Source organism: Isoptericola sp. GX10416 (assembly GCF_056590155.1).
In genome coordinates this window covers 264,195-278,669 of the sequence record NZ_JBWPVO010000004.1, presented here as the reverse complement: position 1 = coordinate 278,669, position 14,475 = coordinate 264,195, and the positions used below count along the sequence as shown (strand labels likewise).

The 14,475-nt window shown below is 70.5% G+C and carries 14 protein-coding genes, 1 pseudogene and 1 riboswitch; of the genes and pseudogenes, 14 read left to right on the top strand and 1 reads right to left on the bottom strand.

Annotation, left to right across the window (positions count from 1 at the left end; all coding sequences use genetic code 11):
• Positions 1–461 precede the first annotated feature (461 nt).
• The 11 genes from ACWAT2_RS09040 (at position 462) to ACWAT2_RS08990 (ending at position 11,662) form a co-directional block, all read left to right on the top strand.
• The gene (locus ACWAT2_RS09040) at positions 462–1,076 is read left to right on the top strand and encodes a DUF305 domain-containing protein (protein WP_402375011.1); all 615 of its coding nucleotides are present in this window, start codon (positions 462–464) and stop codon (positions 1,074–1,076) included.
• Positions 1,077–1,142: 66 nt separating this feature from the next.
• Positions 1,143–2,081 (top strand): F510_1955 family glycosylhydrolase, encoded by a 939-nt coding sequence (locus ACWAT2_RS09035; protein ID WP_480048826.1) that lies wholly within the window; start codon positions 1,143–1,145, stop codon positions 2,079–2,081.
• 182 nt (positions 2,082–2,263) lie between these two features.
• A riboswitch (cyclic di-AMP (ydaO/yuaA leader) is annotated at positions 2,264–2,420 on the top strand.
• Between the two features lie 232 nt (positions 2,421–2,652).
• Positions 2,653–3,399, top strand: a complete 747-nt coding sequence (locus tag ACWAT2_RS09030; protein ID WP_402375007.1) for a M15 family metallopeptidase — start codon at positions 2,653–2,655, stop codon at positions 3,397–3,399.
• Between the two features lie 132 nt (positions 3,400–3,531).
• Positions 3,532–3,873, top strand: coding sequence for an NADH-quinone oxidoreductase subunit A (locus tag ACWAT2_RS09025; RefSeq protein ID WP_402375005.1), 342 nt, complete (start codon positions 3,532–3,534; stop codon positions 3,871–3,873).
• 8 nt (positions 3,874–3,881) lie between these two features.
• On the top strand, positions 3,882–4,949 hold the full coding sequence (locus tag ACWAT2_RS09020) for a hypothetical protein (RefSeq protein ID WP_402375003.1): 1,068 nt from the start codon (positions 3,882–3,884) through the stop codon (positions 4,947–4,949).
• Entirely contained in the window at positions 4,942–5,910 is a 969-nt protein-coding gene (locus ACWAT2_RS09015; protein WP_402375001.1) for a complex I subunit 1 family protein, read from the top strand. Before ACWAT2_RS09020 ends, ACWAT2_RS09015 begins: the two co-directional genes overlap by 8 nt.
• Complete coding sequence (locus ACWAT2_RS09010) at positions 5,907–6,470, top strand: NADH-quinone oxidoreductase subunit J (RefSeq protein WP_402374999.1); 564 nt, start codon at positions 5,907–5,909, stop codon at positions 6,468–6,470. The genes ACWAT2_RS09015 and ACWAT2_RS09010 overlap by 4 nt, the downstream gene beginning before the upstream one ends.
• Entirely contained in the window at positions 6,467–6,781 is a 315-nt protein-coding gene (locus ACWAT2_RS09005; RefSeq protein WP_402374997.1) for an NADH-quinone oxidoreductase subunit NuoK, read from the top strand. The genes ACWAT2_RS09010 and ACWAT2_RS09005 overlap by 4 nt, the downstream gene beginning before the upstream one ends.
• Positions 6,778–8,724: a proton-conducting transporter transmembrane domain-containing protein gene (locus ACWAT2_RS09000; RefSeq protein WP_402374995.1), complete on the top strand. Its 1,947-nt coding sequence runs from the start codon at positions 6,778–6,780 to the stop codon at positions 8,722–8,724. The genes ACWAT2_RS09005 and ACWAT2_RS09000 overlap by 4 nt, the downstream gene beginning before the upstream one ends.
• A gap of 4 nt (positions 8,725–8,728) precedes the next feature.
• Complete coding sequence (locus ACWAT2_RS08995) at positions 8,729–10,246, top strand: complex I subunit 4 family protein (protein ID WP_402374993.1); 1,518 nt, start codon at positions 8,729–8,731, stop codon at positions 10,244–10,246.
• Positions 10,247–10,261: 15 nt separating this feature from the next.
• Positions 10,262–11,662, top strand: a complete 1,401-nt coding sequence (locus ACWAT2_RS08990; protein ID WP_402374991.1) for an NADH-quinone oxidoreductase subunit N — start codon at positions 10,262–10,264, stop codon at positions 11,660–11,662.
• A gap of 32 nt (positions 11,663–11,694) precedes the next feature.
• Here ACWAT2_RS08990 and ACWAT2_RS08985 read toward each other — a convergent pair whose 3' ends face one another.
• Complete coding sequence (locus tag ACWAT2_RS08985; RefSeq protein WP_402374989.1) at positions 11,695–12,330, bottom strand: hypothetical protein; 636 nt, start codon at positions 12,328–12,330, stop codon at positions 11,695–11,697.
• A gap of 428 nt (positions 12,331–12,758) precedes the next feature.
• On the opposite strand from ACWAT2_RS08985, the gene ACWAT2_RS08980 reads away from it, so the two are divergent.
• From ACWAT2_RS08980 to ACWAT2_RS08970, 3 genes and pseudogenes are all read left to right on the top strand, one after another.
• Positions 12,759–13,262, top strand: coding sequence for a GNAT family N-acetyltransferase (locus tag ACWAT2_RS08980; protein ID WP_402374987.1), 504 nt, complete (start codon positions 12,759–12,761; stop codon positions 13,260–13,262).
• Between the two features lie 292 nt (positions 13,263–13,554).
• Positions 13,555–13,992 (top strand): annotated as a pseudogene (locus ACWAT2_RS08975) (nuclear transport factor 2 family protein).
• 10 nt (positions 13,993–14,002) lie between these two features.
• Entirely contained in the window at positions 14,003–14,323 is a 321-nt protein-coding gene (locus ACWAT2_RS08970) for a cupin domain-containing protein (protein WP_402374985.1), read from the top strand.
• Positions 14,324–14,475: the final 152 nt, after the last annotated feature.

The window sequence follows — 14,475 nt, the reverse complement described above, 5'->3', positions numbered from 1 at the left end:
CGCGGCGCTGCTGCTGGGTGTCGTGACGATGCACGCGATGAGCGGGTCGTCCAGTGCCCACGGCGGGCCGGCGGCAGCGACTATGGCCAGCGCGGACCACCACGTTGCCCCCACCCATGACCTGGCAGCCCAGGGGGCTGGCAGTGGGCACCACGAGCAGGATGGTTGCGTTGACTGTGGCGTGCACGAGATGGCATCGGCCATGTGCCTGATGGTCCTGGTCGTGCTCCTCGCCTTCACGCGCCCCGGCGCCGGCATCCTGGCACGCCTTGCCCCCGTGTGGTCACGCCTCGTCGATGGGGGCCGGGCGCAGTCCCACCATGGCTCCGCGCCGTCGCTTCATCTCCTCGGGATCTCTCGGACGTAGGAACCGCACGCCCTCGACGCTTTCGCGTCGACCGTTTCGCCCCTCTCTGGGGGCATGTGTGGTTGCTGAGTACCGAGTTGAGAGGTCCATTTTCATGAAGTTCAAGCGTGTGTTTGCGCCAGCGATCGCGCTGGCGGCCGTCGTGAGTCTCGCGGCGTGCTCGAACGACGACGACTCTGGGCACGACATGGCGTCGATGCCCTCCGCGACCGAGATCGAAGAGCAGGAGAGCTCAGCGCAGGGCGACTTGTTCAACCAGCAAGACATGATGTTCGCCCAGATGATGGTTCCCCACCACGAGCAGGCGATCGAGATGTCCGACGTCATCTTGGTCAAGGACGGCGTCGACCCCCAGGTCGTCGACCTGGGGAACCAGATCAAGGGCGCACAGGGCCCCGAGATCGAGCAGCTGAGCACCTGGCTCGAGGAATGGGGATCACCGATGGCTGAGTCCGGCTCGATGGATCACGGGTCCATGGACGGGATGATGGGCGAAGAGGACATGCAGGCTCTGCAGGACGCGCAGGGTGCCGAGGCAGGGCGGCTGTTCCTTGAGCAGATGATCGTTCATCACCAGGGTGCCATCGAGATGGCGCAGGTCCAGATGGACGAGGGCCGACACGATGACGCTGTCGCGATGGCGCAGCAGATCGTCGAGACCCAGCAGGCGGAGATCTCCACCATGGAAGACCTACTCGCCTCGATGTGACCCTCTGCCCGTGGGGGTGCGCATGACGGCGCACGCCCCGCGGGCTCTTGCCGAAGGACTGCCTTGATGAACTTTGCCCTGATGAGACGGCGGAGCAGGTGGGCAGCAGCGGCAGCCGTGCTGCTGTTGGCTGCCTGCACCACCACCCCACCACCGACGCCTACCGCTACGACGCCGGCAACCCAGGACTTGCCTGACTTCAGGCATGTGCACGACGTCCAGGTCGCCAGGACCGACCACACCATCTTGATCGCGACCCATACCGGCGTCTGGACCATCACCGACCCGTTCCGGGACGAGCCCGGACAGCTCGAGCGGGCCGGCGAGGGTCGCCAGGACACGATGGGCATGACCCTCGCTGTCGATGGCACCGTCTACGCCTCTGGTCACCCCGCTCCCGGGGAATATCCGGACCTCAAGTCGCCCAATCTCGGGCTGATGCGCAGCACCGACGGCGCCGCCACCTGGGAGCAGGTCTCCCTCACCGGTGAAGTCGATTTCCACGCGCTGAGCACAGCGACGACCAGTGGCGGCGCCGTGCGCGTCGTCGGTCTGGACTCGGCTACCTCACGGCTGCTGATCAGCGATGACTCCGGGCAGAGCTGGACGCCTGGCGCGACCGTGGAGGCCCGCGACGTGCACGTCATGGGCGCCGCCCCGGACACCATCGTCGCCGCCACGCCCGCGGGACTGCAGTTGAGCCGTGACGGTGGGCGGACCTTCACCCTGGACCGGGATGCGCCACGCCTCGTACTCGTCGATGCCGGGCTGGGCGGGACCTTGGTCGGGATCGACCCCCAGGGCGTCGTCTGGACCGGCTCACCCGGCTCCGAGGACTGGACCGAGCACGGCAGCACGCCCAGCGGGTTCCAGGCCATGACGTACGTGCCCGACGACAGCCCCGGCAACCAGCCATGGATCCTCATCGCCACGGACACCGGCCTGCTCACCAGCCGTGACCTGGGTGCCAGTTGGGATCCGGTGCTTGGCCAGGAGGCCGGGTGACACCGTGATCGCGGCTACCACAGCCACGAGCACACATACCCGGAGGCGCATCCGGGATCTCGGCGGAAGCCGTCGCCAGACTCGGGCCTCGTTATCTATCCGTGACATTCGGTGCGTCGTCCGGTACGTTCTGTCCATCTCACGATCGTGGGGTGCACGGGCGGGCGTCGAGCCCTGCCGCCGTCGCGTGCTCGTCGAGGTTCGGCAGGGACGGGGGAACCACTTTCGGGCGCCGCAGGTCGGCGTCCTTGGGGTGAAGCCATGCGAGCGATCTCGCTGGCCGGGTCAGTCTCCGACCCGAACCCGACAGCTAACCTCGCAGGCGCCAGGAGATGTCGATGCCTGTTTACCTGTGCGCTGGTCCGGTAGCCGATCTCAAGCCTGCCCGGGGCCGACTGCTCTGTGATGGCCTCGCATGAGGCACGGCTACACGAGTCCTGTTGAGTCCCGGCGGGTTCGTCGAGCTCAGTCGACCCGCAGCCGCACGAGACGTGGTCGCCATACAGAGGCTCGCCCGCGGAGCGCGCTCGCCGGCGCCCGCCTCCTTGGCGGCGGCCTCGGTGTTGCCGCCATGGTCGCTGCGACGGCTGCCTTCGCGATCACTACCGGCGAGTCCCGGGACGCCCATGCCGACGCTTTCGGGCAGGGGCCCGACGCCCGGGCGCAGGAAGCCAGCAAGGGCAAGCCGGTGGCCGCAGCTCCCCCGGTCGTTGTCGACCGGTCCGCCAAGGTCTCCAGGGCCGGGGAACGACCGAAGATCAAGATCGAGCCGGCTCCGGAACCGGAGCCGACCCCGCCGCCGCAGGTGGAGCCGGACGAAGCCCCGCAGCACGACCATGGCGAGCCTCAGAACCACGATGCGTCTGGCGATGCGGCGATGCCCCCTGGCTGCGACGTCACAGTTCAGCAGGGGTTGGCCAACGGTCAAGTCCCTGTCGACCAGCTGTGCTCGCCCTGGGACGGTGCGGCGCAGATGCGCGCGGACGCAGCCCAGTCGCTGGCCCAGCTGAATGAGGCCTACCTCGCCAGGTTCGGCGAGGCCATGTGCATCTCGGACGGCTACCGGTCCTACGACCAGCAGGTCGCGACCAAGGCGGCCAAGGGCTACCTCGCAGCCACGCCGGGTACCTCCAACCACGGCTGGGGCCTCGCGGTCGACCTGTGCGCCGAGACTTATGCCGGGGAGCGGTGGGACTGGCTCGCAGGCCAGGCGCAGACCTCCGGCTGGGACAACCCCGACTGGGCGAGGGCCGGCGGCTCGAAGTACGAGCCGTGGCATTGGGAGTTCGTCGACGCGGTCGCGGCACAAACCCCCTGAGCCGGCGCCCGCGCCGTGGATGAGCACGGCCTCGCAAATGGCACGGGGGTTGCCGAGATGCTGACACATCCGGTTCTCGGCATCGTGGGGAGCCATAGCCGAAGGTGACGTGCCGATGCGAGGGAGGCACCTGTGGTCGCGCTGGGTGGGCTGGCTCTGGGCATCGGGCTCGTGCTGATCGGGCTGCGGGTGGCTGCGATGGCGCTGGCCGTCGCGCAGACGCCCGCCATGAGCCTGCCTTTCGAGTCGGGCAACCTCCCAGCCCAGCACGCCGTCTCGCGGTTCCACGTGCGCTGGTACGCCCTGTGCGTGCTGTTCCTCGCCTTCGACATGGAGATGATCTTCATGTACCCGTGGGCGGTGGTGGTCGCCCAGACGGGGGCAACGTCCGTGATCGAGATGTTCGGGTTCCTCGCGGTCCTGCTGGTCGGTGTCGTCTACGCCTGGCGGGAGGGCGCGTTGCGATGGGTCTGAGAGGGCGGGTGGCCCGGTTCGCTCTGGCGCGACCTCATGTGCTGGTCGTGGTGGCGCCTGACGGGCGTGGGGTCGGGAGCGTCGTCGAATCCGTGCTGCTGCGCCGCGGCTGGCCCTTGGCGCGTTCCCCTGCGGATGCCGACCTGCTGGTCGTCGCGGGCAGCCCTGGGCCGGAGCTCGCGGCCGCCGTGGAGGTGCTCTGGGCCCAGGTGCCGGCACCACGGTCGCACGTACACCTCGCGACGGCGTCGGACCTGGACGCCCGCCTGGACGCGGCGGTTCGCCACCTCCTGGCGTGGGAGGCGCAACGATCCGACGCCGGGCCCGCAGACCCGTGGGTGGGCCGGGGGCCGGACGCGGACACCGACCGACACGCCGATCACGAGGGGCCCACAAGCGGCGAGGGCCACGACCACGACGACATGGACGTCGCCGGGCTGCCCATGGCGTCCTCGGCGCCAGACCGGGACGGGCTCGAGCTTGAGACGTTGCACGTGACCTTGGGCCCTTGGTTGCCCGGGTGGCCCGACGGTCTGGTCGTCGAGGCGTCGATGCAGGGCGACGTGCTGTCCGATGTCGGGGTGCGCTGGGCCGACGACGCGCACCCCTGGACAGCCGGTCCGCAACAGTGTGCGCTGGACGCGCTGGTCCGGCTGCTCACGCTGACCGGGCCCGCCCCCGTCCTGCAGCGGTGGCGTGAGACTCGCGCGGCGGTCCGCGAGCAACGGCCCGGAGCCGCGGCGCACGCCGCTCGGTCGGCGCGCCGGCTCGCGCGTTCCCGGGTGTTGGCCTGGTCGCTGCGCGGCGTGCCGGCCCCGGCCGGGACGGACGTCGCGGAGTGCCTGCACCGCTGGTGCGACGTGCTGAGCGAGAGCCCTCCGCCGGACGCGCGCAGCCCGGTCGTCGGTCCGCAGGAGCTGGCAACGACACTCCAGGGTGCGGAGCTTGCCGGCGCCCGCCTCGCCGTGGCGAGCGTCGTCGTCGGTCCGGGACACGCCCTGGCGCACGACGACGCTGGGGACGGCGCCGCGCACGTCGAGCCGGCACGAGGCCACCACGGGGGCGGACATGACTGATCCGACCACCTGGACCTCGGTGTGGGCCGGGCTCGTCGTGGTGGTCGGCGCGCTGCTGCTCGGACTGTTCTTCGCAGGGCTCGACGCTGCGGCTCGCGCCGGGTTCCGCCCCGGGTTCCGCCCCGGGTTCCGCGCCGGGCCCGGGCCGGACGCGGCCGCACCCGTGCGTGCAGGGACGCGGCTGTTGCTGGGTCGGCGGCGCACCACCTTGGCTCCGGACGCCTTGCTGCGCACGGTCGCCGTCGCCGCCGTGCCGACGCTCGCGCTGACCTCCGCCGCGGTGCTCCCGTGGGACGGGCGCAGCGTGGTCTCGACATCGGCGGACCTGGTTTGGTTCAACGCCGCCGAGGCACTGTTGTGGGTCGCCGTGTGGCTGCTGGGCTGGGGCCCCAACGCGGTGTACTCCCTGGTGGGCGCCTACCGCTTCCTCGCCCAGGGGCTCGCCTACGAGCTGCCGTTGATGTTCGCGATCATCACGGTGGGTGTGGGGGCCGGATCGTTGCGTGCCACCGAGGTGGTGGCCGCTCAGGCGGGTGGCGCCTGGTTCGTGTGGACCATGCCGGTGGCGTTCGTCGTGTTCCTCCTGGGTGCGGCGGCCTTCACCTTCTGGGGGCCGTTCGGCGCGCCGGCCGCGCAAGACGTCGCCGGCGGCGTCCTGAGCGAGCTCTCCGGGCTCGACCGGCTGCTGGTGGACCTCGGACGCGCCGTCCTGCTCGGCGTCGCGTCCGCGACCGCAGCGGCCTGGTTCCTCGGGGCCGAGGACGGGCCGGCCCTGCCCGGTGCACTGTGGTATGCGCTCAAGACCCTGGCCGTGATGGCCGTGCTCGTCGGCGTCGGACGACGGCTACCGCTGGTGCGTCCCGAGCGGTTCGCCGACGTCGCCTGGGTGGTCGTCCTGCCGTTGGTCATCGTCCAGAGCGCCGTCGCGGCGGTGCTGACCCTGGGAGGTTTCTACGGATGACGGAGCTGCTCCTGCTGGCGGGCCTCGGTGCCGCGGCGGTATGCGCGGGCGTCCTGGTGTTCGTCGTCGACTCCATGGCCCGTGCGACGTTCTGCCTGTTGGCGTCCTTCCTCGCGACCGGCGGGATGCTGCTGGTCATGGACCTCGCCTACCTCGGCCTGCTGACGATCCTGATGATGACCATCGAGATGGCGATCATGGTCGTGTTCATGATCATGCTGATGATGAATCCGGCCGGCCTCATGCCGATGACGATGATGCACAGCACCAAGGTGTCGGCGGTGGTGGGTGCCGCGACGTTCGCCGTGCTGGTCGTGGGCATCTGGACGGTGGACTGGCCCGAGCGCACCGGTACCCCGCCGCCGGATCCCACGCGGCAGGTCGGTGAGGCGATCATGGGCCAGCACATGTTGTTGATGGTCGTCGTCGGCGTCGTGCTGCTGTCGACGATGGTCGCCGGCATCACGCTGGCGACGCACCGTGGCCGCTACGACCGGTTCGGTGCCGATCTGGGCCAGGGCCGCCCGGACGACCCCGTGCATGGAGGGCTGCCCCGATGAGTGTCCTGACCTTGCAGGTCGTGCTGACGATCGCTGCCGCCCTGGTGGGCACAGGCCTGTTCGGCGCGCTGTCCCAGCAGTCGATCGTGATGGTCATGATGGGCCTCGAACTCGTCGTCAACGGTGTGCTCCTGGCTGCCGGCTCGGCCTGGTACTTCGTGACGCCGCAGCTTCCGGGACCTCAGGTGCTCGTCCTGGTGGCCACGGTGGTCATGGCGGTGGAGATGGCCATGGGATTCGCCGTCGCGCTGGCCATCTACCGCGCGCGACAGGTCGACACGGTCGATGCGGCCGAGGAGCTCGGCGGATGAGCGCCACGCTGCTCGCCCTGGTCGTGCTGCCCGCCGCCGGGGGGATGGTCTTGCTGCTGGGCAGGCATCGGTTCGATCGCGCCGCCGTCCCGCTCGCCCTGCTGCTCGGCGTCGCGGGTGCGTTCCTCGCGGTCATCGCAGCCATCGCGCGACCCGCCGTCTCGGTGCCGTTCCTGGCCGCCGCTGGCCGAGCGGTCGTCGACGGGGCGGACGTCGGTCTAGCCGTCGACGGGCTCTCGGCCGTGCTGACGGTGACGGTGGCGGCCGTCGCCCTCGCCGTGACGGTCTTCGCCGCGGCCGATCGCGAGGCACAGGTCTCGCGAGCACGGTTCTTCGGCTACTGGTTGCTGTTCGTCGCGGCGATGCAGCTCACGGTCACTGCCACGACGTTCCCCGGTCTGCTCGTCGGCTGGGAGGTCATGGGAGCCACGTCGTACGCCCTCATCGGCTTCCGTTGGCGTGCCGCGGGCACGACGACGGCGGCCACGACGGCGCTGCTCACGACCCGGGCGGCCGACCTCGGCCTGTACGTCGCGGCCGGAGCCGTTCTCGCCGGTAGCGGAAGCCTGTCCCTCGATCTGGTCGGCCTCGGATCGCCGTGGGCGGCGTTGGCGTCGGCCGGCGTCGTGGTGGCTGCGCTCGGAAAGTCCGCCCAGCTGCCGTTCTCGGGCTGGTTGTCCGCGGCGATGCAGGGGCCGAGCCCCGTCAGTGCCCTGCTGCACTCCGCCACGATGGTCGCCGCGGGAGGCTATCTGCTGTTGCGACTGCATGACGGGCTCACCGGTCCGGCGGCGGCCGCCATCGCCTGGGTCGGTGCGGTCACCGCCCTCGTGCTGGGCGCCGTCGCCGTGGCGCAGACCGATCTCAAGCTGCTCCTCGCGGCGAGCACCGCCGCTCAGATGGGGTTCGTGGTCCTCGGCGCGGGAGCCGCCGCCGTCGGCTCCGGTGCTGGCCTGCTCGGTGGTGTCGAGCACCTGACCGCCCATGCCGCGGTCAAGGCAGGTCTCTTCGTGGCGGCCGGTGCCTGGCTCGGTGTGTTCGGCACCAAGCAGCTCTCCGGGCTGCGCGGAGCGGCACGGCGCACGCCCGCGGTGGGCGTGGCGGCGGTCGTGTGCGCCGCGGTGCTGGCGGGCGTCCCGCCGCTGTCGCTGTGGATGACGAAGGACGAGGTGCTCGCGGGGGTCGAGGCGGCCGGCCTGCCCGGCGGTGCCGCGCTCCATGTCGTCGCCCTGACTGCCGGGGCGCTTTCGGCGGCCTATGCCGCAAAGGTCGTGGCGCTCGTCCTGGCCCCGGGGCGTGGCACTTCGGCGCAGCGGGTGCCGGCCGCGACGGCGGTCGCAATCCTCGTGCTCGCGGCGTCAGCTGTCGCGTCGGGAGTCCTGGCGCTGCCGGCGGTGCGCGACGCCGTCGCGGGCCTCCTGGGTGTGCCGCCGGGCCAGGGACCCGGGGCGGGAGCGCTGGCGCTGTCGGGAGTGCTGGCCGTGGTGGTCGGAGCCGTCGTCCTTGTTCGACCGGCAGTGGCTGAGGCTTTCGAGCGCACCACGCTGGCACCGTGGCTCGGCACTCGCGCGCTGCTGACCGCTGTCGGGCGCGGAGCACTCGGGATCGCTCGGGCCGCCGACCGTGCCGACCGGCTCCTCGATCGGGGCGCCATGGCCCTGCCTGCCGGCGTCCTTGCCGCTGCTCGCGCCACAGGCACCGCGGACGTGCGGCACGTGGACGGGGCCGTCGAGGGCTCTGCCGTCGGGGCACTCGGAGCGGCCCGACGGACCGCCGTCCTCGACGACCGGGTGCTCGACGGCGCGGTACGACGGACCGCGGCCGCGGCCGGCCGCCTCGGCGAGCTCGCCCGCCTGCCCCAGACGGGCATGCTGCACCAGTACTACGCCCAGGCCGCCGCCGGACTCGGTGTGCTGTTCATCATCCTGTTGACCGTGAGGTGACGCCGTGCTGCTGACCGTCCTCGTCCTGCTGCCCGCTGCCGCCGGGCTGGTCCTGGTGGCTGCCCGCGTCCCGGGACGCGCGGCGGCATGGGCATGGCTGGCGACGTCGTCGGCCGTCGTCGCCCTGGTCGCCTGGACCTGGTGGGGTCTGGATCCCGCTGGCGGGATCCAGTACGACGTCAAGGTGCGGTGGATCCCCACCGTCGACGCCTCGTACCACGTGGGCGTCGACGGGCTCTCCCTGCCGCTCCTGGCGCTGACCGCCGTGCTGTTCTGGTGCTGTGCGATCTGGTCGCTGCGCAGACCTGAGCGGGCCCGCAGCCACGCGGCGCTCTTCCTGCTGCTCGAGACCACCTGCCTGGGGACGTTCGCCGCTCTCGACCTCATCCTGTTCTTCCTGTTCTTCGACCTGTCGATCGTCGCGATGTACTTCGTCATCGCGGGATGGGGACACGGCGACCGCCAGCGCAGCGCCCTGAAGTTCTTCCTGTACACGTTCGTCGGATCGCTGGCGCTGCTGCTCGGCTTCATCGGCCTGTTCCTCGGATCCACGCCACGAACCTTCGACATCGTGCGGCTCACCGAGGACCCGCCCTGGCAGGACGCGCCCGGCACCGCCTCGCTCGTGCTGCTGGCCCTCTTCGTCGGGCTGGCCGTCAAGACCCCCGTGTTTCCGTTCCACACCTGGCTGCCACCCGCCCACACCGACGCACCCGCGGAAGGATCGGCGGTCCTGGCCGGTGTGCTGCTGAAGCTCGGCACCTTCGGGTTCGTGCGGATCGCCATGGCGACCCTGCCCGACGCCTGGCAGCGGTGGGGCACCTGGATCGTCGTCGTCGGCGTCGTCAGTGTGCTGTGGGGTGCGCTCGTCGCGCTCGCCCAGACCGACGTCAAGCGGATGATCGCCTACACGTCGGTCAATCACATGGGGTACGTGCTGATCGGCCTCGGTGCGGTCGGTGTGCTGGCGCGCGACGGCGGCGACGCCGCTGACGCGACCAGGTCCGCAGGCGTCGCAGCGACCGGCGCCGTGGTGCAGATGGTCAGCCACGGTCTGCTCACCGGTGCGCTGTTCCTGGTGGCCGGCGTCCTGTGGTCGCGCGGCCGTTCGTACTCCTTCTCGCAGTGGGGCGGGCTCGCGCACGTCATGCCGGGCTTCAGTACCGTGCTGGCCGTTGCGGCGTTCGGGTCCCTGGGGTTGCCCGGACTGTCCGGATTCGTGGCCGAGTTCCAGATCTTCGCCGGATCGATCGCCGGAGCACCCGTCGCGGTGGCCGTCGCGGTCCTGGGCATCCTGCTCACTGCCGGCCTGTTCCTGCGGACGCTCGGCCGCCTCCTGACGGGGAACCTCGCCGTGCCCGACGGCGTCGACGCTCGCGGCCTGAGGGACATGACCGCCACCGAGCGGCTCGCCATCGTCCCGCTGCTCGCACTGAGCGTGGCCGTCGGCCTGCTGCCCTGGCTGCTGCTCGACGTCGTCGGCCCGGCGGCAGACGCCCTGGTCGCCCTGGTCGCGAGGTAGACCGCCGTGGTGCCGATGCACGAGGACCCCCTCGCCCTACTGCCCGAGATTGTCCTGCTGGTCGCCGCGATCGGCGGTCTGCTCCTGGGCCTGTGGACACGCCAACAGGACCAGCGACGCGTCGCCGTCGTCGCCGCGACGGGTTGCCTGGGCAGCGTCGTGGCCACGCTGGCGACGCTCGGCGAGCCGGCGCGCACGGTGTTCGCAGGGACGTGGACCGTGGACGCGACGACGGCCGTGGTGCGCCTCGCTGCCGCCTCGGCCGCGCTCGCCGTCGTCGTGCTGCTGCGCACCGAGATTTCCGGACACCCGCGCGAGACCGAGGCGTACGTCCTGGTTCTGCTGGCAGTCCTCGGCGCCGACGCCCTCGCCGCCGCGAGCGACGCCCTAATGCTCGTCGCCGCGTTCCTGCTGGCGAGCGTGCCGCTGTACGCCCTGGCCGGCTTCCGCAAGGACGGTCGCGCCACCGAGGCCGCGCTCAAGTACTACCTGCTCAGCGCCCTCGTCGGGGTCGTGCTCCTGATCGGAGTCTCCGCGCTCGTCCTGGGTGGCGGTCGGACGACCTACGCACTGCTTGCCGACACGATGCCGCGCACCGCGCCCGCGCTCGTCGCCCTGGCCGCACTCGGACTGCTCACCGCCGTGCTATTCAAGGCCGGGGCGGTCCCGGTGCACTTCTGGGTACCGGACGTCCTGGACGGCACGAGCCCGGCCGTCGCGGCCTGCATCTCCACCATCCCCAAACTCGGGGCCCTTGCCGCGGCCCTTCGTCTCGTCGACGAACCGTTCGCGGACACCCCCGTAGGCCTTCCGGTCGTGATCGCCGTCGTAGCAGCCGCGAGCATGACGCTGGGAAATCTGGCAGCGTTCTGGCAGCAGTCGCTACTACGCCTGCTCGCCTACTCCACCATCAGCCAGGTCGGGTACCTCCTCATGATCGTGGCCGCCGCCGGTGCGCAGCTCGCCGCCCCGGCGCTGCAGCTCTACCTGGCCGCCTACGCCGTCACGAACATCGGGGCGTTCGCGGCAGCGGCCGCCCTGCCACGACGCACCACCCTGGTCGGCTGGGCCGCAGGCGCCGCCGGCCGGCCGTGGCTCCTCGTCAGCCTGGTCGTGTGCCTCCTTGGCCTGGTAGGTACGCCCCCGACCGCTGTGTTCCTGGGAAAGGTCGCGGCCTTCACCACGGCGGCAGACCAAGGGCTCGCCTGGCTCGTCGTGCTGGCAGCCGCCAACTCCATCGCCAGCTTGTTCTACTACCTGCGCTGGATCGCACCCGCCTTCCGCGCCATGACTTCAGCCCGCCCCGCACGAGGGACGGCCTCTGCGCCAGCAGCCGCCGTACTGCACGTCGCTGCCGCGACGAGCCTGCTGCTCGGTATCGCGGTAGGGCTGGCAACTGCCGACGTGCGCTTCTGATCATCGAGGACCTCGCCCCCTACCTCCACGGGCTACTCCCCACCGGATCGGCGAAGAGTCGCCAAACTCATCAATGCGGCCACTTCAAGCGGGTCGTGCCCGACCACCCCTGCCTTCTGCTCGCCCTGAGCCCAGTTGACGTCAGCGCCGTCGACCCGCAGGACCGACACGGCGGTACGGGCGAAGGGCCCTGACTGGACCTTGTGTCGGTCGGCCTCGGTCCAGACGAGTGGTGATGGCTGTGACACGTTGAGCACCACGGCGGTCTTGAGCGCCCAATGCGCTAACCGACGGGCGTCGTCAACGTCAAGGTCCCGGTCTCCCTGGAAGATGAGCCTGGCCGCGTCCACTTCCAGCGCCGACATCCACCCCCCGTTGCATGTCGCGCAGACCCGGCCCACCTTCAGTGCGTCGAGCCCCATCGGACCGCGTACGTCGCTGTGGTCCCGGCCGAACGGTCCTGCCCGATGCGGCTCGAAGGTCAGGAGGTCGCCCGGAAGCCGCTTCATGATCCAGCGCCCGAACACGTGCTCACGGGTCTTGGGCCTGCCGCGCGCCGGGCACATCCAGCAGTCCGGCTCCAGCTCGAGGTATCGGGGGCGTCGCGCTCGCCCGTTCTGAAGGAACTGCCGGTCGAAGGCGCGAAGATCCGCAACTCGGTACGTCACGACGACATCGCTCCACACTTAGGTCTGCACTAGTACAGCGGGCAGATCCCGCCATCGGAAGACTCGACACTCACCGCTGAGGGCCGTCGCCAGGCCAGACGTACCAACAGGATTGCCCGGTTCGAGCCGCCAGCGAACCTCGGCCATCGTCAGGCGAAGGTCAAGCAAGATTCAAGCCCGAACCATGTTACATAGGTGAGGGTTTGTGAAATCTAGGCTGCACGTCGACACAACAAATGTCGACGTGCAGCGCAGATTGCGCGGACACGCCGCTGCAGTTCGCATGAACCCGGGCGCGCCACGCGCGGCGCGCAAAGTAGGTTGCGTCTCTCCGGACGGCGCCCAGGAGCCCCGAGGGTCTCGAGCACACTGTCGAGAACGACCAGGCAGCTCGACGGCGGGCTGAGGGGCGCGGAAGGATGGCCGCCATGCCACTGGCCCCCAAAGACCCCGCCATCGTTCGCCCCGCGACGCCCGGCGACGCAGCCGGTTGCGCGCTCGTCCACCACACCTCATGGGTCGAGACCTACTCCGGACTCCTCCCGGCGGCGCACTGGGAGAAGGACACCCTCGAGCAGCGCACCGCGACCTGGCAGCGTTGGCTCCAAGGCGACCTCACCGCCATCGTCGCGGAATCAGGCGGGCTGGTCGTGGGGGTCGCATTCAGCAGCACGGGTCGCAAGATCGGGGCCTACGAGCCCGTGCGTGACCGCGAGCTTTGGCTCCTGTATGTGCTGGCGGCGCACCACGGGACGGGCACGGGCCAGGCGCTACTCGACGCAGCCCTGCCCCCGCACTCGCCCGCCCAGCTCTGGGTGGTCGAGGACAACCTGCGGGCGCGACGCTTCTACGAGCGCAACGGGTTCGTGGCCGACGGTGCCCGCTTCGTCGACGAGCGTCTCGACCTCGCCGAGGTTCGCCACGTGCGCTAGCACCCGACGCCGCCCGCCGCTTCTTCGCCCCACCCCGCAGGCGCTGCACCGGCACTCTCGAGCCGCCCCCGACCACGCCAGCCCTTCGGACCCGGTGGTCAAGAACGCGCCATGTTACATAGACGCGGGTTCGTGAAATCTAGGCTGCACGTCGACAAAATGTCGACGTGCAGCGCAGATCGCACGAACACGCCTGCCTACCTTGCGCGATCTCGGGCGTGGCGCGTGGGTCGTGCAAAGTACGTCGCCCGCTGTGGTGGCCAGCACGCGCAGCGTCCTCCAGCATGGCGAGATGAGCCGCGACGCTGACCTCGAGTTACGCCTCGACCAGATCGAGTCGACCCAAGCTCTACACCGCGTTGTCGCGGAGTACGCCCACGGAGCGGACAAGCGAGACCTCGGACGGTTCCTGGCGACCTTCCACGCTGACGGCGTGTGGGACGTCGGCGTGGCGCGCTTCGTCGGCCACGACCAGATCCGCGCCGCCATCGAGCACTAGTGGGACGCTCAGCCGCAGATGCACCACTGGACGACCAACACGTCCATCACCCTGACCGGACGGGACACAGCCGACGGAGTGTCGGACGTCGCCGCCCTGACACAGGTCGCCGACGGGCGATGGGTCCTCTCCGCGGGAAGCTACCTCGACTCCTTCGAGCGACGTTACGGCACCTGGGCGATCGCGGCACGCCGCGCCGTCGTGCACTCCAGCGTGGACCTCACGCCATAGGTTAACCACCATGCTCATCGAGCAGCTCACCCTCAGCCCACTCGACGGCGCCGCCGGCGTGGCGATGACAATGCTCGCCCCGGGCCTCGACAGCGAGCAGGTCCGCGTCGACATCGCCGTCCTCGAGCCAGGATCCTCGCTACCGAAGCATCCGGCAGGACGCGACCAGGCGTTCTACGTCGTGGCAGGCACAGGACAGGTCGCCGGCGACGACGACGTCCCCGCCGACGTCGGACCGGGAGACCTCGTGACCTGGGAAGCCGGGGAACAGCACACGACCTGGGCCACGACCACCCTCACGGCCGTCATCGTGCAACGCAGGGCCTCCTGACCCGCGCGCTCCGCGCGCGATGCTCGACCCGGCCGCCCTACCTCAGGGCCCTGCGACGGCGACAGCGGCCTTCACGCGCGACCCGAGTGCTCACCCTTCTCGTCGACGACATCCCACCACTCCGCGTCATTCATCCGCGTATCGTCGCAGGT